Genomic DNA, 18487 nt, shown 5'->3' with positions numbered 1-18487 from the left:
ATAATCTATCATATCTTTGTCTCGATTTCGCTTTAAAACGAAATCGAGATTTTTTTATGCTATAATTCAGGTCAGAATAACATAGTTATTAATACATATTTTTTAAAAAATATCTCCTAGAGGAGATTATAGAGGTGTTTTTATGGTAAATTTTAATGGTTCGTTGCGTTCACAATCAGATTCAAAACTCACAGTAAATAATAGAGGTTATAAATATGGTGATGCCCTGTTTGAAACTTTAAAAGTAGTGAATGGTAAAATCTTCTTTTGGGAAGACCATTATTTTAGATTAATGTCTTCCATGCGTATTCTTAGAATGGATATCCCTATGAATTTTACTATGGAATTTTTAGAGTCTGAAATACTAAAAACTTTAGAAGCCAATGATTTGTTGCATGCCTCAGCGCGTGTCCGATTAAATATCGATAGAGGTGAAGGTGGGAAATATTTACCCTCAGACACCACGCAAGTGCATTTTAATATCAATGCAGAACCACATTACGATCCCTTTTATACTATTGATATAACAGCAAATTGCGTTGTCGATTTATACAAAGATTACTTCGTGGCTCCAGGGTTATTGTCAGGATTAAAATCTAATAATAAGGCTATTCAGGTTATTGGTAGTATTTACGCTAAAGAAAATGATTTAGATAATTGCTTAGTTTTAAATACTGACAAAAGTGTTCTTGAAGCTTTAAATGGGAATTTATTCTTAGTTAAAGATGGTAAAATAAAAACACCACCTTTGGAAGAAGGGTGTTTAAAAGGCGTGATGAGAAAGCAGATTTTAGAACTCTTATCAAAGGATATTAATGTGACTGTAGAAGAAGCATCTATTAGTCCATTTGAACTTCAAAAAGCAGATGAATTGTTTATTACTAATGTTATTAAAGGTATTGTTCCAATTACTAAATATCGTAAAAAAGAATACGGGAGTGATTTTGCTCAGAGTCTTTTGGTGAAGCTTAATGCTAAGTTACGTTTGCTATCTTAAAGATGTTTGTGAATTGTTAGAACTGTTTGTTATTTGTTCATTTTAGTTCCTGGATTTCTGTTTTATTAAATATGAAGTCATGAATGCTATCGCATTTACCTTGTTGCAAACTGCGAAGCACATTATGAGCTCCATAAAATAAGTTCCTGCGAATAAACGAACCAAAAGATCAAAACTGCCAATTATTTAGCTAAACATATTGTTTGTTACGGTGTAAAAATGAGAGGTAGTAGTTGCTTTAATGTATGCACTTCCCTAATATATAATGAGTTTCATTTATTATTAAATCTACCATCGATTCTTTCTCTTTCCTTCGCTTCACTGCATGTTTTAGGCTAAATAATTGAAGGTCTTGGTTTCCGCTTGTGTCGGAATAGGTGGTGTTGTATATTTTTGATGTTCTTGAATTGGTCTCTCAACTTTATTTTTTGATTATTATTATAATATTTGTTGATTTTCAATACTGTTGGAATGGTTTTTTTGATGAAGTGTTACATTTGATTAATGTGTCTTGTGGTATAGTATAATACCTGATGAAGGAAAACGTTATTTGGAAGTTTCGTTCGTAATCAGCTTAAACTTTGAATTCAAGTTTAAATTCTAATTATAACTAGGATTCTCAGGTGCATTAGACCAAATACTATAGTCACCACCAAGTTCTAGCATTTTTTCACGCCAAAACGTATTACATGGCTTAGAAATGATTTCTTTATTGTAGATATTTTCAGAAACTAACCAAGCATTAGATTTAAGTTCATTATCTAATTGTTGTTCGTCCCATCCAGAATAGCCTAAAAAGAAGCGAATATCTCCAGTAGATATTTTTCCTTTATTAATTAAGTTCAATACAATATTAAAATCTCCTCCCCAAAAAATACCATGCGATATTTCAATACTATTAGGAATTAATTCTGGTGATTTATGAATAAAATATAGGTTGTCTTGTTCTACTGGTCCACCATTATAAACAGGAAATTCAGACTCAGTACCTTCTATTAGGTCTTTAAGATTATAGTCTAGCGGTTTATTTAAAATAAATCCAACCGAACCTAAAGCGTTGTGATCGGCTAAGAGAATCACAGCACGATTAAATGAAATATCACCGATAATAGATGGCTCGGCAATGAGTAAATTGCCTTTTTCGGGTTTGTTCATTCTGGCTTTTATAAATTTATTATGACTAAATCTATGTTTTTTTTGTTAAAAAAACAACTAATACCTATTTAAATGTGTGATATCGCATTTAAAAAAGTTTTTATTTATTTAATAAAAAGCCTTTATAATTTAAGCAAAAAAAAACCTGCTCATGGAGCAGGTTCTGTATTTCAAACAAAAAATGTCTTAGTTTACAGCGCTACTTAAGTCAGAACCTGCCTTAAATTTCACTACATTTTTAGCTTTAATTTTTATAGTTTTACCAGTCTGTGGGTTTCTTCCGTCTCTTGCGGCTCTTCTAGAAACTGACCAAGAACCAAATCCTACTAAAGAAACTCTGTTTCCTTTTTGTAAAGATCCTTCGATGTCCACTAATAATGAGTCTAATGCTTTTTTAGCAGCTGCCTTAGTAATTCCAGCGTTCTCTGCCATTCCATTGATTAAATCTGTTTTGTTCATAAATATTAAATTTAAATTGTTAAAATTTCGATTCTAAAATAATAGATATTTAAAATCCGTACACAAAATTATTAGGAATATTAAGCTACACAAGTAATAGCAAGGGAAATACGGCTTTTTGTTAATAACTTGGGACATTTGTTAATAAAGGTTATGTATTTCATCGGAGTTTTTGTAAAACCAATGATAATAAGGGTTTAGAGCAGTTTTGAAGATTCAGAAAAACTAAACCCATTAAGTAAAGATTTTACTTTCATTTTGCGCTTTCCTGGAAGTTGAATCTCTATAATATTTATGTAACCTCCTTGGCATGCGACTTTTAGTTCGTCTTTAGATGTGATTATACTTCCATTGGCATGTTTATGATCTTCATCTTGTTTTTCTACTTCATATAATTTTACAGATAATGGTTCACTTTCGCTATTATCTAAATAACACCAAGCCGCTGGAAATGGATTTAAACCTCTAATTTTATTATATATGGTATCTATAGGTTGCGACCAATCTATTTTACAGTTCTCACGATTTAGTTTGTAAGCTGTTTTTAAATCGTCTGTTTGTGGTTGAATCGTTGTAGAGACCGTATCCGCTTCAATATGTTCTACAGTTTTAATTACCAATTCACTTCCAATAGTCATTAAATCATCATGCAACTCACCAACTGTTGTTGTTGCTTTAATTTCAGTTTCTTCACTTTGAATGATAGCACCTGTATCAATTTTTTCATCTATAAAAAAGGTCGTAACTCCTGTTTTAGTTTCTCCATTAATAATAGCCCAATGAATTGGAGCTGCTCCTCTATATTGTGGTAATAAGGAGGCATGAAGGTTAAACGTTCCGTATTCGGGCATTTGCCAAACCACTTTTGGTAACATTCTAAACGCCACTATAATTTGTAAATTGGCATTTAAAGCTTTCAATTCTTCTAAAAACGGTTCTGCTTTTAAATTTGTGGGTTGTAAAATATTTAACTTCTGCTCTAAAGCGAATTCTTTTACGGCAGAAGCTCTTAATTTTTGACCACGTCCTGCAGGTCTATCCGGAGCAGTTATAACTCCAACAACGTTATAATTATTATCTATAAGTGCTTTTAATGTGGCAACCGCAAAATCTGGAGTGCCCATAAAAACGATGCGTAAATCACGTTTATGTGTCATACAAGTGTGTAAGTATTAGCGTGTGTTAATTTAATTTTATTTAGTTCTATAAGTTCTGAAAGACTTTGTAATAGTACTTTTTCAGAACAATTAATATATTGTATTAATTGTCGCGAAGATAAGGTTTCAGCTTGTAATGCTTTCAAAATTTGAAGTGTTATAGTGTCATTTGGGCTGGTGTTTTTGTTTGCTGTTTTAGCAACACATACCGAACATATACCACAAGTTTTATTGGTCTTCTCTCCAAAATAGCGCAGGAGTTGTTGACTTCTACAAACCGAATCATTCTTTACATAATTCAATACAGCTTCTATTTGTTGATGCTTTAATGTGTGCTGTTGTATTATTGTTTTTGCAATGGGGTTGATAGTGATGTCATCTTCACGAGGTTTTAAAAAGGTGATTTCAGAATCTGTATTTGCCATTTGTAAGCTAATCACCTCGTCCTTTTCTAAACGTTGTAATTGTGCAATCACTTGTTTTTCGGGAAGATTTACTTTGTCAACCACCAAACTGAGATTCACTTTTGTGTCATAATCAAAAATTCCTCCATAAGTTCTGAGGAGTACTTTTACCAAAATATTTAAATCTAAATGCGTTTCTAAATATTGAAATAAAACCGCATTTGTGGTTATAAATTGAATTTTAGTCCTAAAATTAAAATGCTGTGTGAGTGTTATAATAGCATTGCGATCTAAAAGCAGTAATGCATTGTAAGTAATGCTCGCATTTAATTTATAGTGATTGCAAAAGGACTTAAAATCGAATTGATGCAACGTATTTTCTCCTTCTCCATAAGAGATTTGAAAATAATTACACAACTTATTATAAACCGTTTTTACGAAAGCAACTGAAGGTAAGTTGTTTAAGAATTGATTTCGCAAATGGTCTTCGTCTATATGTTGTTTCAATATAACGGCATAGGCTAATTTTCCATTTCTACCAGCACGTCCGGCTTCTTGGTAATAACTTTCTATACTTTCGGGTAAATTAATGTGAATAACGGTTTTAACATCGGCTTTATCAATTCCCATTCCAAAAGCTGTGGTAGCCACCATAATTTGTTTCTGCCCATTTGCCCATTGGTACAAACGTTCTTGCTTTTCTTTATTGGTAATGCCGCCATGGTAAAATGTAGAGGAAAACCCTTTAGCATTTAAAAAATTATGAATATCAATTGTTGCTCTTCGGGTTCTAACATATATAATAGACGATCCAGAATATTTTTTTAAAAGATGTTGTAATTGAAATAGTTTATCGTCTGTATGAACAACATTATAAGCAATATTTGGTCGTGCAAAAGAAGCTTTGTAGATTTTAGGATTTATAAAATCTAGATTTTCAACAATATCATTTATGACATCGTACTTTGCACTAGCCGTTAATGCAATACAATTAACGTGCGGATGCATTTGACGTAAAGTTGAAATGTTTTTGTAAGCTGGTCTAAAATCATTTCCCCATTGACTTATACAATGTGCTTCATCTACAGCAATTAAATTCACACGCATTTGCTGAATACGTTCTTGTACTAAAGGCTGTTGTAATCGTTCTGGCGAAAGGTATAAAAACTTATAATTCCCGTAAATACAATTATCTAATTGAGTGTCTATATCTTTATAAGACATGCCAGACGTTAATGCAATGGCTTTTATCCCTTTAGCCTTTAACGTATTGACTTGGTCTTTCATTAACGCAATTAAAGGCGAAATAACAATACAAATGCCATCTTGAATCAAAGCCGGAATTTGAAAGCAAACCGATTTGCCTCCGCCCGTTGGTAATAGAGCAAAGGTATCTTCACGGTTTAAAACCGAATTTATAATATCTTCTTGAAACGGTCTAAAGGAGGTATGATTCCAATACCGTTCTAAAACTTCTATAGGATGCATTATGCCAATTTAACTATCTAAAATCGCTTTAATATGTTTACTCACTTTTTTCAATTTTATGAATTGGTGTTCGTGATGTGCTTCTCAATTCTTTTTTACTCATATATTAATATAAAATAAAACCGTAACTATTGCTATGCTTTGATTTTAGCTCACAACTCTATTGAATTAAAATAAGGAGTTCGTGAATCTTTGATTTCTATTTCATCTGAACTAAAAATAATTCAAATTTGAAATACGGCATACCATAGAGAAATTGGTACTACTGCAAATTTAAGGACTCTAGAATAAATTCAACTCTAGTTTCTACACTTCCAAAAGGTACATCAATTAAATGATATCCAAAACGCTTATAGGTTTCTATTAAATGTTGATGAATTTCAATGGCTTCTTCAAAATTTTCGTAGCGTTCGCTATCACTTGTAAAGATCTCTTGCCATGGTGCTAAAATGAAGATGGAATCGTACTTGTGACTTTCACAGGTCGTTACAAAATTCTCAGGATAATGGTCTCCAATATAATCCATATAAGCAATAACATCTGGTAAACCTCTGTCTAAAAAAACAACAGTTTCAGATTCGTTTTGGGCATCCGCAAATTGTTTTGCTCTACCTTCTAAAAGTTTTTCGCTAAACAAAAGCGGTTCCGTTAGAAAAAGTTGTTCAATACCATCTTTTCTAGCTTGCAAGGTGATTTGTCTAGAGATTTCATCGTAGCATAAGAACTCATGTTTTTTTAACTCATTGATGATTGTGGTTTTTCCAGTTCCTGGTCCACCTGCGATAACAACTTTTTTCGGATTCAAATTGGCAGTATTTTTGATGTAAAAATAAAAGATAAAAATGTAAAGTTAAACGTATCTTTACAACTGAAAAATTTCATCATGGATAATTCTAAAAAAACAGACGAGTTTTACGACAAATTAAAATCTCAACTTTACGATACAGCCACTTGGCCATCTATATATTTATATAAATTTATTGTGCTTTCTAAAGGTTCAGGAGTTAATCACATTGAGGCTCTTTTTGATAATTTAGGGGCTGTTATTACGACTACAGAATCTAAAAACGGAAAATACACAAGTGTTTCTATTAATGTGAGGTTAAAAAACCCTGAAGAAGTGATTGCAAAATATAAGGATGTCGCTGAAAATGTAGAAGGAGTAATTTCCCTTTAATTTTTGATATAAGCTTCATATTTTTTCGTACTTTGCAACAAAACCTAGAGACTTCAGGTTTAAACTTATATACTACACATACACATTTTACAATTTTGATTGACGATTTAGAATACAACACAGAGCGCGAGCATTTAATTATACCAGAATATGGACGTCATCTGCAAAAGATGATTAATTACGCTAAGACTCGCGAAACAAAAGAAGAGCGTAATAAAGTAGCCAAGGCGATTATTGCTGTAATGGGAAATCTACAACCACATTTAAGAGATGTGCCAGATTTTCAACATAAATTATGGGATCAATTGTTTATAATGGCAGATTTTAAAATTGATGTTGATGCACCTTATGGCGAACCTTCAAGAGAAGAAATCCATGCTAAACCAGAACCTTTAAAATACCCGCAGAACTTCCCTAAATATCGTTTTTATGGTAATAATATTAAGACGATGATTGATGTTGCTGTAGGTTGGGAAGATGGTGAATTAAAAGAAGCTTTGACTTTTACAATCGCAAATCACATGAAAAAGTGTTTTTTAAATTGGAATAAAGACACGGTTGAAGATGATGTAATTTATAAGCATTTGTTTGAGCTTTCAGGTGGTAAAATAGACTTGAAAAACACGGATGAAGATCTTAGTGATTCTACAAGTTTAATGCGTACCAAATCTAAGTATGGTGGTAAAAGCAATTCTAACAAAAAGAATACATCTTCAAATAAGAAAAAATATACTAATAATAGAAAACGTTACTAAAAACGTATGAGTACATTTAAAATTGAAGGAGGTCACCAATTAAAAGGTAAAATTCAACCTCAAGGCGCAAAAAACGAAGCATTACAAATCTTATGTGCAGTACTTTTAACTGCCGAAGAAATAAAGATAGATAACATTCCAGATATTATTGATGTTAATAAACTCATCGCTTTATTAAAAAAGTTGGGTGTTAAAATTAATAAAGTAGGCAAAGGTTCCTATACGTTTAAAGCAGACGAGGTTAATCTTGCCTATTTAGAATCTGAAGAGTTTAAAGAAGACGGAAAGGGTTTAAGAGGGTCTATTATGATTGTTGGTCCTTTATTGGCACGTTTTGGTAAAGGTTATATTCCTAAGCCAGGAGGTGATAAAATTGGTCGTCGTCGTTTAGATACACACTTTGAAGGTTTTATTAATCTTGGTGCAAAATTTCGTTATAATAAGGAGGATTTGTTTTATGGAGTAGAAGCAAAAAAGCTAAAAGGCACGTATATGCTTTTAGATGAAGCTTCGGTTACCGGAACCGCTAATATTGTAATGGCTGCTGTTTTGGCAGAAGGTATAACCACAATTTATAATGCAGCTTGCGAACCATATTTACAACAGCTTTGTAAAATGCTTAATCGTATGGGCGCTAAGATTTCTGGTGTTGGGTCTAATTTATTAACTATTGAAGGAGTTGATGTTTTAGGTGGAACTGAGCATAGAATGTTACCAGATATGATTGAGATTGGTAGCTGGATAGGTTTGGCTGCGATGACCAAAAGTGAATTGACCATTACCAATGTGAGTTGGGACGATCTAGGTCAAATCCCTAATGTATTTAGAAAAATAGGAATTACGGTAGAGCGTCAAGGTGATGATATTCATATTCCAGCGCATACGGATGGTTATGAAGTGCAGAGTTTTATTGATGGTTCAATTTTAACCATTTCAGATGCTCCATGGCCTGGATTTACTCCAGATTTATTGAGTATTATCTTAACGGTTTTAACACAAGCAAGAGGAAGTGCTATTGTACACCAAAAAATGTTTGAAAGCCGCTTGTTCTTTGTCGATAAATTAATTGATATGGGAGCAAAAATTATTCTTTGTGATCCACACAGAGCAACGGTTATTGGTCACGATTATAAATCGACATTGAAGGCAACTACCATGACTTCTCCAGATATTAGAGCAGGTGTATCATTGTTAATTGCGGCTTTATCAGCAAAAGGGACCTCAATTATTCATAATATTGAACAAATAGATCGTGGTTACGAAAATATAGATGAACGTTTAAGAGCTATTGGTGCTAAAATTGAACGTGTAGAAGGGAATTAAATATTTTGATTGCTTTGCTTTTTAGAATGAAGCGTCGAACCAGATTATATAAAGTAAAAGCTTCAAGTTACATCTTGAAGCTTTTTTTATTTTCAATAAAATGTCATTCACCTAATAAAAATACTGCTCACTAGTAATCTTCCCATCAATAACTTCATAGACACACACTTCTTGTATTTTTTGTCTGCCTTTATCTTTAAACGTACAATCGAAATCCATTTTAGCTGTAAAAAAGTTACCAGCAACGAGAGGATTGCTTATACTACTATAGTGAATGTCTTCAACACTCTCTATCCATTCTTTACTTTTGTTCCAAACATTTTGCTTTCCAGTTACAACTTCTCCGAGTGTTCCAGGCATTTCTCGGCTTACTATATTGTCTGCATATAGCTCATTAATGCAATCAAGATTATTTCCTTTTTCGCACATTTCTTTCCATTTTTTTGCAACTCCCCAAGTATTCATAGTGTTTTGATTTTAGATTCGTGCTCTAAAGTTAACAAAAAGTTTGATGCCTTTTCTTAAATATTAATTTGCTTCTTATAATCAATGCAAAAAAAAGCTCTGAAGACTAATCAGAGCTTTTAAAATTGTTTGTTGAAATGGTTATTTCAGTTAAGACGTTTACTGTCTTATATATAGCAACGTTAACTTTTTAGTTTTATTATAAATTATCTTAAAAATTTTTATATTCAAACTATGTCAATGCGGTTTTATAAGTTTCTAAACAACGTTCTCTTGCCATTTTATGATCTACCATGGGCTGTGGATAAGTGAGTTCTTGATACTCTGGAACCCACTGTTTTAAATAATCGTGATTTTTATCAAATTTCTGAATCTGGGTTGTTGGATTAAATATTCTAAAATATGGAGCTGCATCAACTCCACAACCAGCAACCCATTGCCAATTACCTACATTGCTCGCCATATCATAATCGTGTAATTTCTCAGCAAAATAAGCTTCTCCCCAACGCCAATCAATTAATAAATGCTTGCATAGAAAACTACCAACAAGCATACGCACTCTGTTGTGCATAAAGCCTGTACTGTTGAGTTGTCGCATGCCTGCATCAACTAGAGGATAACCGGTTTTACCTTCGCACCATTTTTTAAATTCATCTTCATTATTACGCCATTCAATTCGGTCGTATTTAGGTTTAAAAGCATTAGTTGTTGTCTGTGGAAAATGCCATAGAATTTGCATAAAAAATTCGCGCCAAATCAATTCTTGCCAAAAGATTTCATTCTGTTCAGCTATGGCCTTTTTTACCATTTTACGAATACTAACTGTTCCAAAGCGTAGATGCGGACCTAAACGCGACGTGGAGTCTTTTGCAGGAAAGTTCCGTGTTGCTTCATAAGTCTGAATCAAAGTAGGAGTGACTTCATAATCTGTAATTTCCTGATTTGATGTTTCAAAACCAATATCCGATAAGCTAAGATTAGGCAATCTACTGTGGACAATTAAATTATCTAAATGTGACTTGGTATAGTAAATTTCCAATTCAATAGCTTGAAATTTTTCTTTCCAAGTTCGCATATAAGGCGTATAGACCAAATACGGATTTCCATCTTTTTTTACGACTTCATTCTTTTCAAAAATAACTTGGTCCTTATAGGTGTTGAATGCAATACTATGCTTTTCTAAAAACGATTTAGTGGTATTATCTCGTTCGGTAGCATACGGTTCATAATCGTGATTGGTATAAACGGTGTCAATGTCATAATCTTCGATTAATTGTTTGAAAATAACTTCGGGTTTACCGTGTAGTATCGCAATACTACTATTGTAATCATCTTGTAACGTTTGCCTCATGGTTTGAAGCGTTTGGTGAATAAACGTAACACGAGCATCGTCTTTTGGTAAATGGTCTAAAATCTCAGTATCGAATATGAAAATAGGAAGAACAGGGAGGTCACCTTTTAAGGCTTCATAAAAGCCAAGATTATCGTCCAATCTTAAATCGCGTCTAAACCAAAATATATTTACTTTTTTACTCATATCAAATAGTTCTTACTAACTTTTTATACGTCATACTTTCCAAAGAGTTCTTCTAACTTTTGAGTTCTGTAGTTAAAAATTTCTTCTAATTTTGGTTTTACTATAAAAGGATGGGCGAGTTGACCTAAAATTCCCATCGGTACTTTATAATCTATAATATCTTCCATTTCAACACCACCTTCAATTTCTTTTATAAAATGCTTGTGATGCCATAAAGCATATGGCCCAAAACGTTGTTCATCTACAAAATATTCATGGTCTTTTACATGTGTGATTTCAGTCACCCATTTTGTTTTAATCCCTAAAACAGGTGTTACAATATATTGAATAATTTGCCCTGAGAACATCGGTCTGTCTGCACCTGAAAGGATGTGAAATCCCATATAATCTGGTGTTATAGTTTTCAAATTCGCAGGGCTAGATAAAAACTCCCAAGCTTGTTCAACTGAAATAGGTAGCTTTTGTTTTTTGTGTAAGGTGTATATTTTCATGACAATTATAGCTTCAGGTGTGTATGCGTTAGATTGTAATAAGTTTGTTAATAGGGCTGTTGAATTATGATTGTGTAATACCTAAAGTTTTTAATAACACAATTCCTTATTTCATTTGAGTATAGGTGGAACTAATTATTAAAAACAACATAACCATTTAAGGACGTTGCGATACAAAGCCAAATAATATAAGGTAACAATAGATATTTTAATCGGCTTAATCTATCATCTCCAAACGTGATAAAGAAGTAAACAATCATTAACGTTAATAAGATGATATTTACGAAACCTAAATTGATTAATTGTTGATTGAAGAAAACATAATTCCAGCTCACATTTAATATAGTAGCTATGCCATAGACAAAGAACACAAATTTTGAATTCCGAATAGAAAACAAAAAGCTAAGGTATACCGAAAAGAAAACCATTATTAATGTCCAAGCGGCTCCAAAAACCCAACCTGGAGGTGTCCAAGGTGCTTTGTTTAAATTAGAATACCAGTCTCCCGTAACAGCATCTCCCATAAACCAACTGCCAAGAGCGAGTGCACCAAAATTGATAACCAAAAATATGATGAATAGATATATTTTTTTCAAGCTAGCTTTTTTTTAAGTTATCAATTTTATCACTGATTAATTGAGCTTCAGCATACTTTTTATCGCTTTCAGCTCTATTAGTTGATGAAAGCTTATGCCACTCATCCATTAACTTACTATACTGTTTTTGAAGTTTTTCTACTTCTGAAGGTTTCTTGAATAATCCGAACATAGTTATCTATTTTAAAAATTTAATAATTCTTGAGCTCGTTGGATTTGTGATAGAGTAGTAATAATTTAAGAACTCACCATTTTCGTCAACTAGATACTTCTGAAAATTCCATTTCACTACTGAATTTTGTTTTCCATTTATGGCTTTTTTTGTTAACCAATTATATAGTGGATGTTGATTTTCGCCTTTAACATCAATCTTTTCAGTCATTAAAAAGGAAACACCATAGTTAACTTCACAGTACTCTTGTATTTCTTTAGAATTTCCAGGTTCTTGTTTTCCAAATTGATTGCAAGGCACTCCAATTATTACAAGTGAGTCTTTATATGTATCCTGTAATTTTTGTAAATCTCTATATTGAGGTGTAAACCCACATTTAGAAGCTACATTAACAAACAGTATTTTTTTACCTTTAAATTGATGTAAATCTAAAGCCTGCCCTAGTAGGCTATTAATCTTTATATCGTACACGGATTGCTTAGCAGTTGCTATCATATCGTTATTTTAATAAAAAATTATATGTATTTTACAACTTGAAACTTACAATACCACAATCCATTTCAAATATTTGACCAGAGAATGAAGCTGCTTTATCTGATAATAAGAATGCAGCCATATCTGCTACTTCTTGAGGTTGTAAATATTTTTTAAGCGGATGGCGTTCAATCATATTTTCAACCATACGCTCGTTTCGTAATAATTTTGAAGCCAAGTCTGTATCTGTTACCGTCGGTGCAATAGCATTTATTCTTACCGTTGGTGCTAACTCAGCGCCTAAAGATTTTGTTAAACCTTCAACGGCAGATTTTGAAGCTGCTACACTAGCATGAAAAGGCATTCCTAATTTAGTTGCAACCGTACTAAAAAGAACGATTGAAGGTTTGTTGCCATTTTTTAAAGCTGGTAAATAGGTCTGGATGGCTTTAACGGATCCAATAACATTGATTTCAAAATCATTTCTGAAATCGTCAATACTTAGTCTATTAATAGGCTTTAAATTGATACTGCCTGGACAATACACTAAACCATCTGCTTCGTCAATTTCTGGTAGTTCATCATTAAGAATATCACAACTAAAATGTTTTAGATTGGGATGTGATTCCACGGGTGAAGTTCTACTGATATTAACAATTTCATCATAAAAAGAAAGCAAAGATGTGACAATTGCTTTGCCAATACCTTTGCTTCCTCCTATAACTATTAATCGCTTCATAAAATATTATGAAGTAGCGGTTAAAGGTCTTCCCTTTAAACGTTTTTCAATTTTTTGTTTTATAACTGTAAGACGCTTCATTAAGTCCATTAATTTGGCATCTTTTTTTTCTTTGTATAATTCGTTGACTTCTAAGATTAGGTCTTTTGCCTCTCTAGCTGCCATTATTCTATCACTTGTCGTTTTAAAAGAAAACTTTCTGTTTTCAAATTCCAAAGCTTTTTCTATTGTTGTTTCCATAGCTTAATTGTTTATATAGTTTTGTAATTCTAAAATTTTTGAAGCGTTATTAAATTCGCCTCCATAATATGTTGTTACTGTTGTTGATGTGTCATCTTGTACACCTCTAGACGATACACATAAGTGCTTTGCGTCTATTATTACAGCAACATCTTCGGTCTCTAAAACCGTTTTAAGTTCGTTTGCAATTTGGTTTGTTAAACGTTCTTGAACTTGCGGACGTTTAGCATAATATTGAACAATTCGGTTTAATTTTGAAAGTCCAATAACCTTTCCAGATGATTTGTATGCGACGTGTGCTTTTCCTATTATGGGCACAAAATGATGTTCGCAATTGGAGTAGAAGGTAATATTTTTTTCTACTAACACCTGATTATATTGATATTTATTCTCAAAAAGGGTCACTTTTGGTTTGTTTTCAGGGTCTAAACCCGAGAATATCTCTTCGACATACATCTTGGCAACTCGGTCTGGTGTACCTTGAAGAGAATCATCATTTAAATCTAAACCTAAAACATCCATTATTTCTGAAAATAAAATAGCGATGCGTTTTTTCTTATCATTGTTAGACATTTCAAAAGCATTTGGCTTCATTGGTGTGTCTAAACTTGTAGATAAATGATCATCTCCAATATCTTCTTTACTAAATCCATTAAGTAAAAGATCGTTTATTTTGGAATTTTTTTCTGTAATCATAGAATCTTTTTAATGTGCTGTCTTTAAGTACTCCAGTCTTAAATCAAAGCACGTGTTAACGTTTTGAAATAGAGTTATTTGTAATTGTTCTTTGTCTCGAACATTTAAATCTGCCCTCCTCAAATGTTCTTTTTTTACTATGTTTAGTGGCTCTACCTTGTACTCTTTTTCTCCACAATCTAAAGCTGCTCGGTTTTAATTCTCTTCGCATTAAATTAATAACCGCTTGTTCTTTTAATTCAAATTGAAATGTAATCGCATCAAAAGGTGTTCTGTCTTCCCATGCCATTTCAATAATCCTATCAATGTCTTTAATTTCTAAATTCATAAGGTTTCAACTACGTATCATTATTTGAAATGATGAAATAAAACTTAAAAATTGTTGATATTGATTATCAAATCTCAATTTCTGTACCATACTTTAAATACTGCCAATTTTACCACTTTCAATATTTTTAAATTTGGTAAACTTAGTTAAGCATTGGTTTTTAAAATCCTTCAAATCTACTAAATGTTTAACGTTTTAGTGTCATGAGTAAACAAAAATTAACAGAGTATTAGCGTTTTACATATTTAAATTGCTTGCTTTGTTAAAACACGGCTAACATTACAGTCGTTTATATGGTGTAAAACTTTCAATTACTACTTTGATACTTTAGGATTTGTTAGCTAGCGCATTAATCATTCCGCTAAAAACAAAAGCATGGAACGGTAAAACTAAATACCAATATAAGCGCCCCCAAAGACCTTTTGGTCTAAATACTGCTGTTTGATAAAGTTGGTCACCAACGATTTTAAATTCTAACCAAGCTTCACCTGGTAATTTCATTTCAGCAAAAAGTAATAAGCGTTTTTCTTCTTTATCTGCGAGTAAGACGCGCCAAAAATCTAAAGGATCTCCAGCTTCTAAATTGGTATCGTGCCTTCTGCCACGGCGTAAACCAACACCTCCAAATATTTTGTCCATATAACCACGTAGCCTCCATAGGCCATTAAAACTATACCAACCATTGCGTCCACCAATACTCCAAATTTTATAAAGTGTGAATTTTTCGTCCTTTACAGTGCGTTGTCTTGTATCTCTAAAACAACCAAATTTGGGTAATTCAATGTGTTTAGATAGCTGATCTTTAAACCGACCACTACTTACCGCGTCTTTCCAACTAGAAATTACGGCATTTTGTTCGGTTTTTTGAAAGGCTAAATCTACAGCCGATTTATAATCCATAGGTTCTACTCCTATAATTTGATTGATAGAGCTCGGTTTTCCGATGACTTCAACTTTCATACTGTCGACCAAAGCGGCAGCTAATTGAAAGGATGTAGAGGTTACAAAATATAACCAATATGAAGAGAGTTTTGGAGTTAGAACAGGCAGCGTAACGATGTAACGTTTAAGATCTCTTACTTCAGCAAACTGCAGTAGCATTTCCTTGTAAGTTAAAATTTCGGGACCAAAAATATCAAAGGCTTTATTATATAATTCTGTTTTGCCTAATCCACCAGATAAAAAAGTAAGCACATCTCTAATTGCGAGCGGTTGCGTTTTTGTGTTTAGCCATTTAGGGGTAATCATAAATGGCAATTTTTCAACAATATCTCTTATAATTTCAAAGGAAGCACTTCCGCTACCGACAATAATACCAGCTCTAAACGTGGTTAGCGCATAACTATCAGATTTTAGAGTGTCCTCTACTAAAAGTCTCGAATTTAAATGTTTCGATAATGTTTCGGCATTAACAATGCCACTTAAATAAATAACTTGTTTACAAGCTGTTTTAGAGACTAATTGTTTAAAATTAGCCGCGCATCGCTCTTCTAGACTTTCAAAATTTTGAGATGAAGTTGCCATAGAATGTATGAGGTAATAGGCTGCGTCAATATCATTAGGGATTTTGGCAACTTCAGGTTCTAAAAAATCCACTTTTATAAATGAACATCTTGGACTCTGTTTAAGCTCGTCTGGAATTCTATTCAAATCACGTACACAGCAAATTAACTCATGTTTTTGTTCGATCAATTGAAGTGCCAATCGTTTGGCAATATAGCCTGTAGTACCTGTGATGAGTATACGCATTAGGCTTTAGTTTTTGCTAATTGTATCATTTATAGATTTCTGAAATTATTAATATTGATATGCTCAGCTTTTAAATCGAACATTAAATTATACAATCCAAAGAAAGTTCTATTGATATAAATAAAATGTTTAGAACCTCTGTTGCCATTCATATTCTTTAATTCTGTACTTTTTGAATAGCGTTGTCCCATTTCTGAAATACGATTAAAAAATTCAGGATCTGAAAAATCGAATTCTTCAACATGAAATGGTGTTGTAAATAAGCTTAATAATTCATGAAACATTGCACTGAAAAATTTTATTTCTTCTTCAGAATCGTCTGTTCTTAAAATTTCTAACTCATATAATTTTTCCTTAAAAAGCTTAGGGTTTTCAATACATTCTTTTTCTGCTAATTCAAAATAGGGAACGTAAAAATCTTCAGGAATGGTTTTCATACATCCAAAATCGAGTGCAATTAAATCACCAGATTCCGAGATTAAAAAATTACCAGGATGTGGATCTGCATGCACTTTTCTTAGATTGTGAATTTGGAACATGTAAAAATCCCAAAGGGCTTGTCCTAATTGATTTGAAAGTGATTGATTAGTATTGTGTGCTACAAATTCCGAAAGGTGTTCACCTTTCATATAATCCATAGTTATGATACGCTCAGAAGAAAATTCTTCATAATATTTTGGAAATTTAAGATTAGGAATATGTTCACAAGCTGCAGCAACCGCTTTACTTTGTTCTATTTCTAGAATGTAATTGGTTTCTTCGGTCAGTTTGTTTTCAACCTCTTTAAAATATTTATCAGAATCTTTTCCTTTAATATTAAACATTTTAATAGCAATGGGTTTCACCAAAGCTAAATCTGACGCGATACTTTCTGCAACTCCAGGATATTGGATTTTCACAGCAAATTTTTTCCCATTCTTCTCTGCAATATGGACTTGGCCAATACTGGCAGCATTTACTGAAGTTGCGTTGAAAGTGTCAAAAATATCTTCGGGATGTTTTCCAAAGTATTTTTTGAATGTTTTTATAACTAAAGGTGGTGATAATGGTGGAACGGAAAATTGAGATAATGAAAATTTCTCTACATAAGCCTGTGGCAATATGCTTTTTTCCATACTTAACATTTGTGCTACTTTAAGTGCACTACCTTTTAATGTTTTAAGGCTGTCGTAAATATCTTCAGCATTATTTTTATTGAGACGTTCTTTGGCATCAGCTTCAGAGTTTACCATTTTATCTCCATAATACTTTATGTAATTCACACCCACTTTGGCTCCTGTAGAAACTAATTTAGTTGCTCTAGAAATTTTGGTCATTGGTATGCTGTCTATAGTTTTCATAAGCTCTAATTAGTTTGCATTTTTTCTTTGTATAAGAATTTACCAAAGTCAATGATGCTTTTTAAAGGTGTGGTGTCTATTAAATCGAAACTCGCTTGAACTGATTTTTCAATGAAGATGTCTGTTTTCTCAAATGATGTGGACGTGTCATCTATCCAAAATTTCAAGGTGACTAACAATTGAAACCAAGCAGATTCTTTGAGCGCTTTACTTTTTATTTTTTCAAGTTTTTCTTGCTTAAGATCTATAGTTTGAATATCTAAATTCTCAATGAAGTGACTAAAACTTTCCTTTAAATGCGATAGTGTTTTAAGAGATTTTAATTTGTTTTTATCCATACTTAATGCATGAACAACATAACTCCTATTAGCTGTAAGTATCTCAAAAAATGTAAAATAAAAGCTTAGAAGCTTGTTGCGTACATCAAAGGAATGATAGTCTTCACTTTTCTCTAGGATAGCGAAGGTATTATCAAAAAATATTTTAAATATAGATTGTTCTAATAATTCAAAAGAATTAAAAAATTCATAGAATTTCTGTTCTTCAAAATTGTTATCCTTTGCAAAGGCATATACCGAATTCGGTTTTTTATCATGGGTTAACACGTAATCCATGTAAAATGAAATGATATCTGTTTGCGTTAAATTTTTCTTTTTTGCCATTGTAATTAATTTACAATGTAAAAATACGGAATGTTTAACCATTTTGCGTGTTGGTTAAACAAAATTTAACAGCAATTTCTGAT

At 32.3% G+C, this 18487-nt stretch carries 22 protein-coding genes; 4 read left to right on the top strand and 18 right to left on the bottom strand.

Annotated elements, in window-relative coordinates:
• The first annotated feature begins 142 nt into the window (after nt 1-142).
• Complete coding sequence (locus HM992_RS15890) at nt 143-997, top strand: aminotransferase class IV (RefSeq protein ID WP_179320359.1); 855 nt, start codon at nt 143-145, stop codon at nt 995-997.
• Nucleotides 998-1597: 600 nt separating this feature from the next.
• On the opposite strand, the gene HM992_RS15885 is transcribed toward HM992_RS15890, so the two are convergent.
• The 5 genes from HM992_RS15885 to HM992_RS15865 form a co-directional block, all read right to left on the bottom strand.
• Nucleotides 1598-2152, bottom strand: coding sequence for a YqgE/AlgH family protein (locus HM992_RS15885; protein WP_178984115.1), 555 nt, complete (start codon nt 2150-2152; stop codon nt 1598-1600).
• Nucleotides 2153-2338: 186 nt separating this feature from the next.
• Nucleotides 2339-2611, bottom strand: a complete 273-nt coding sequence (locus tag HM992_RS15880; protein ID WP_008271173.1) for an HU family DNA-binding protein — start codon at nt 2609-2611, stop codon at nt 2339-2341.
• A gap of 197 nt (nt 2612-2808) precedes the next feature.
• Nucleotides 2809-3768 carry a methionyl-tRNA formyltransferase gene (fmt, locus tag HM992_RS15875; protein WP_178984116.1) on the bottom strand — a complete coding sequence of 320 codons (960 nt, stop codon included), beginning with the start codon at nt 3766-3768 and terminating at the stop codon, nt 2809-2811.
• Nucleotides 3765-5660, bottom strand: a complete 1896-nt coding sequence (locus HM992_RS15870) for a RecQ family ATP-dependent DNA helicase (protein ID WP_179320358.1) — start codon at nt 5658-5660, stop codon at nt 3765-3767. Before HM992_RS15870 ends, fmt begins: the two co-directional genes overlap by 4 nt.
• A gap of 262 nt (nt 5661-5922) precedes the next feature.
• Nucleotides 5923-6465 (bottom strand): AAA family ATPase, encoded by a 543-nt coding sequence (locus tag HM992_RS15865; RefSeq protein WP_178984118.1) that lies wholly within the window; start codon nt 6463-6465, stop codon nt 5923-5925.
• 78 nt (nt 6466-6543) lie between these two features.
• On the opposite strand from HM992_RS15865, the gene HM992_RS15860 reads away from it, so the two are divergent.
• The 3 genes from HM992_RS15860 (at nt 6544) to murA (ending at nt 8915) form a co-directional block, all read left to right on the top strand.
• Nucleotides 6544-6837 carry a DUF493 family protein gene (locus HM992_RS15860; protein ID WP_178984119.1) on the top strand — a complete coding sequence of 98 codons (294 nt, stop codon included), beginning with the start codon at nt 6544-6546 and terminating at the stop codon, nt 6835-6837.
• Between the two features lie 95 nt (nt 6838-6932).
• Entirely contained in the window at nt 6933-7592 is a 660-nt protein-coding gene (locus HM992_RS15855) for a DUF4290 domain-containing protein (RefSeq protein WP_178986866.1), read from the top strand.
• 6 nt (nt 7593-7598) lie between these two features.
• Nucleotides 7599-8915, top strand: coding sequence for a UDP-N-acetylglucosamine 1-carboxyvinyltransferase (gene murA / locus HM992_RS15850; RefSeq protein ID WP_179320357.1), 1317 nt, complete (start codon nt 7599-7601; stop codon nt 8913-8915).
• A gap of 111 nt (nt 8916-9026) precedes the next feature.
• On the opposite strand, the gene HM992_RS15845 is transcribed toward murA, so the two are convergent.
• From HM992_RS15845 to HM992_RS15785, 13 genes are all read right to left on the bottom strand, one after another.
• The gene (locus HM992_RS15845; RefSeq protein ID WP_179320356.1) at nt 9027-9380 is read right to left on the bottom strand and encodes a nuclear transport factor 2 family protein; all 354 of its coding nucleotides are present in this window, start codon (nt 9378-9380) and stop codon (nt 9027-9029) included.
• Nucleotides 9381-9612: 232 nt separating this feature from the next.
• The gene (locus HM992_RS15840) at nt 9613-10917 is read right to left on the bottom strand and encodes a cryptochrome/photolyase family protein (protein WP_179320355.1); all 1305 of its coding nucleotides are present in this window, start codon (nt 10915-10917) and stop codon (nt 9613-9615) included.
• A 23-nt stretch (nt 10918-10940) separates the two neighbouring features.
• Nucleotides 10941-11408 (bottom strand): SRPBCC family protein, encoded by a 468-nt coding sequence (locus tag HM992_RS15835; RefSeq protein ID WP_179320354.1) that lies wholly within the window; start codon nt 11406-11408, stop codon nt 10941-10943.
• A 131-nt stretch (nt 11409-11539) separates the two neighbouring features.
• Nucleotides 11540-12004, bottom strand: coding sequence for a TspO/MBR family protein (locus tag HM992_RS15830; protein WP_178984124.1), 465 nt, complete (start codon nt 12002-12004; stop codon nt 11540-11542).
• A gap of 1 nt (nt 12005) precedes the next feature.
• On the bottom strand, nt 12006-12176 hold the full coding sequence (locus HM992_RS15825) for a Lacal_2735 family protein (RefSeq protein ID WP_178984125.1): 171 nt from the start codon (nt 12174-12176) through the stop codon (nt 12006-12008).
• Nucleotides 12177-12182: 6 nt separating this feature from the next.
• On the bottom strand, nt 12183-12671 hold the full coding sequence (locus HM992_RS15820; protein WP_179320353.1) for a glutathione peroxidase: 489 nt from the start codon (nt 12669-12671) through the stop codon (nt 12183-12185).
• A gap of 31 nt (nt 12672-12702) precedes the next feature.
• Nucleotides 12703-13389 (bottom strand): SDR family NAD(P)-dependent oxidoreductase, encoded by a 687-nt coding sequence (locus HM992_RS15815; protein ID WP_179320352.1) that lies wholly within the window; start codon nt 13387-13389, stop codon nt 12703-12705.
• 6 nt (nt 13390-13395) lie between these two features.
• The gene (locus tag HM992_RS15810; protein ID WP_178984128.1) at nt 13396-13629 is read right to left on the bottom strand and encodes a hypothetical protein; all 234 of its coding nucleotides are present in this window, start codon (nt 13627-13629) and stop codon (nt 13396-13398) included.
• 3 nt (nt 13630-13632) lie between these two features.
• Nucleotides 13633-14325: a GTP cyclohydrolase I FolE gene (gene folE, locus HM992_RS15805; protein WP_178984129.1), complete on the bottom strand. Its 693-nt coding sequence runs from the start codon at nt 14323-14325 to the stop codon at nt 13633-13635.
• Nucleotides 14326-14380: 55 nt separating this feature from the next.
• A complete protein-coding gene (locus HM992_RS15800; protein ID WP_178984130.1) occupies nt 14381-14653 on the bottom strand; it encodes a TIGR03643 family protein in 273 nt (90 codons plus the stop codon).
• Nucleotides 14654-14980: 327 nt separating this feature from the next.
• Complete coding sequence (locus HM992_RS15795; RefSeq protein WP_179320351.1) at nt 14981-16402, bottom strand: SDR family oxidoreductase; 1422 nt, start codon at nt 16400-16402, stop codon at nt 14981-14983.
• A gap of 29 nt (nt 16403-16431) precedes the next feature.
• A complete protein-coding gene (locus HM992_RS15790) occupies nt 16432-17742 on the bottom strand; it encodes an ABC1 kinase family protein (RefSeq protein WP_179320350.1) in 1311 nt (436 codons plus the stop codon).
• A gap of 5 nt (nt 17743-17747) precedes the next feature.
• Nucleotides 17748-18404, bottom strand: coding sequence for a TetR family transcriptional regulator C-terminal domain-containing protein (locus HM992_RS15785; RefSeq protein WP_179320349.1), 657 nt, complete (start codon nt 18402-18404; stop codon nt 17748-17750).
• Between the last annotated feature and the right edge of the window lie 83 nt (nt 18405-18487).

This window comes from Winogradskyella helgolandensis (assembly GCF_013404085.1).
In the GTDB taxonomy this organism is placed as follows: domain Bacteria; phylum Bacteroidota; class Bacteroidia; order Flavobacteriales; family Flavobacteriaceae; genus Winogradskyella; species Winogradskyella helgolandensis.
The sequence above is the reverse complement of the archived record's forward strand: the minus strand, read 5'-3'. Positions and strand labels throughout refer to the sequence as shown.

What these genes read in the sequence shown, in the direction of transcription:
- HM992_RS15890 (WP_179320359.1), top strand. Translation starts at nt 143, where the DNA reads ATGGTAAATTTTAATGGTTCGTTGCGTTCACAATCAGATTCAAAACTC.
- HM992_RS15885 (WP_178984115.1), bottom strand. Translation starts at nt 2,152, where the DNA reads ATGAACAAACCCGAAAAAGGCAATTTACTCATTGCCGAGCCATCTATT.
- HM992_RS15880 (WP_008271173.1), bottom strand. Translation starts at nt 2,611, where the DNA reads ATGAACAAAACAGATTTAATCAATGGAATGGCAGAGAACGCTGGAATT.
- fmt (WP_178984116.1), bottom strand. Translation starts at nt 3,768, where the DNA reads ATGACACATAAACGTGATTTACGCATCGTTTTTATGGGCACTCCAGAT.
- HM992_RS15870 (WP_179320358.1), bottom strand. Translation starts at nt 5,660, where the DNA reads ATGCATCCTATAGAAGTTTTAGAACGGTATTGGAATCATACCTCCTTT.
- HM992_RS15860 (WP_178984119.1), top strand. Translation starts at nt 6,544, where the DNA reads ATGGATAATTCTAAAAAAACAGACGAGTTTTACGACAAATTAAAATCT.
- murA (WP_179320357.1), top strand. Translation starts at nt 7,599, where the DNA reads ATGAGTACATTTAAAATTGAAGGAGGTCACCAATTAAAAGGTAAAATT.
- HM992_RS15845 (WP_179320356.1), bottom strand. Translation starts at nt 9,380, where the DNA reads ATGAATACTTGGGGAGTTGCAAAAAAATGGAAAGAAATGTGCGAAAAA.
- HM992_RS15840 (WP_179320355.1), bottom strand. Translation starts at nt 10,917, where the DNA reads ATGAGTAAAAAAGTAAATATATTTTGGTTTAGACGCGATTTAAGATTG.
- HM992_RS15835 (WP_179320354.1), bottom strand. Translation starts at nt 11,408, where the DNA reads ATGAAAATATACACCTTACACAAAAAACAAAAGCTACCTATTTCAGTT.
- HM992_RS15825 (WP_178984125.1), bottom strand. Translation starts at nt 12,176, where the DNA reads ATGTTCGGATTATTCAAGAAACCTTCAGAAGTAGAAAAACTTCAAAAA.
- HM992_RS15820 (WP_179320353.1), bottom strand. Translation starts at nt 12,671, where the DNA reads ATGATAGCAACTGCTAAGCAATCCGTGTACGATATAAAGATTAATAGC.
- HM992_RS15815 (WP_179320352.1), bottom strand. Translation starts at nt 13,389, where the DNA reads ATGAAGCGATTAATAGTTATAGGAGGAAGCAAAGGTATTGGCAAAGCA.
- HM992_RS15810 (WP_178984128.1), bottom strand. Translation starts at nt 13,629, where the DNA reads ATGGAAACAACAATAGAAAAAGCTTTGGAATTTGAAAACAGAAAGTTT.
- folE (WP_178984129.1), bottom strand. Translation starts at nt 14,325, where the DNA reads ATGATTACAGAAAAAAATTCCAAAATAAACGATCTTTTACTTAATGGA.
- HM992_RS15800 (WP_178984130.1), bottom strand. Translation starts at nt 14,653, where the DNA reads ATGAATTTAGAAATTAAAGACATTGATAGGATTATTGAAATGGCATGG.
- HM992_RS15795 (WP_179320351.1), bottom strand. Translation starts at nt 16,402, where the DNA reads ATGCGTATACTCATCACAGGTACTACAGGCTATATTGCCAAACGATTG.
- HM992_RS15790 (WP_179320350.1), bottom strand. Translation starts at nt 17,742, where the DNA reads ATGAAAACTATAGACAGCATACCAATGACCAAAATTTCTAGAGCAACT.
- HM992_RS15785 (WP_179320349.1), bottom strand. Translation starts at nt 18,404, where the DNA reads ATGGCAAAAAAGAAAAATTTAACGCAAACAGATATCATTTCATTTTAC.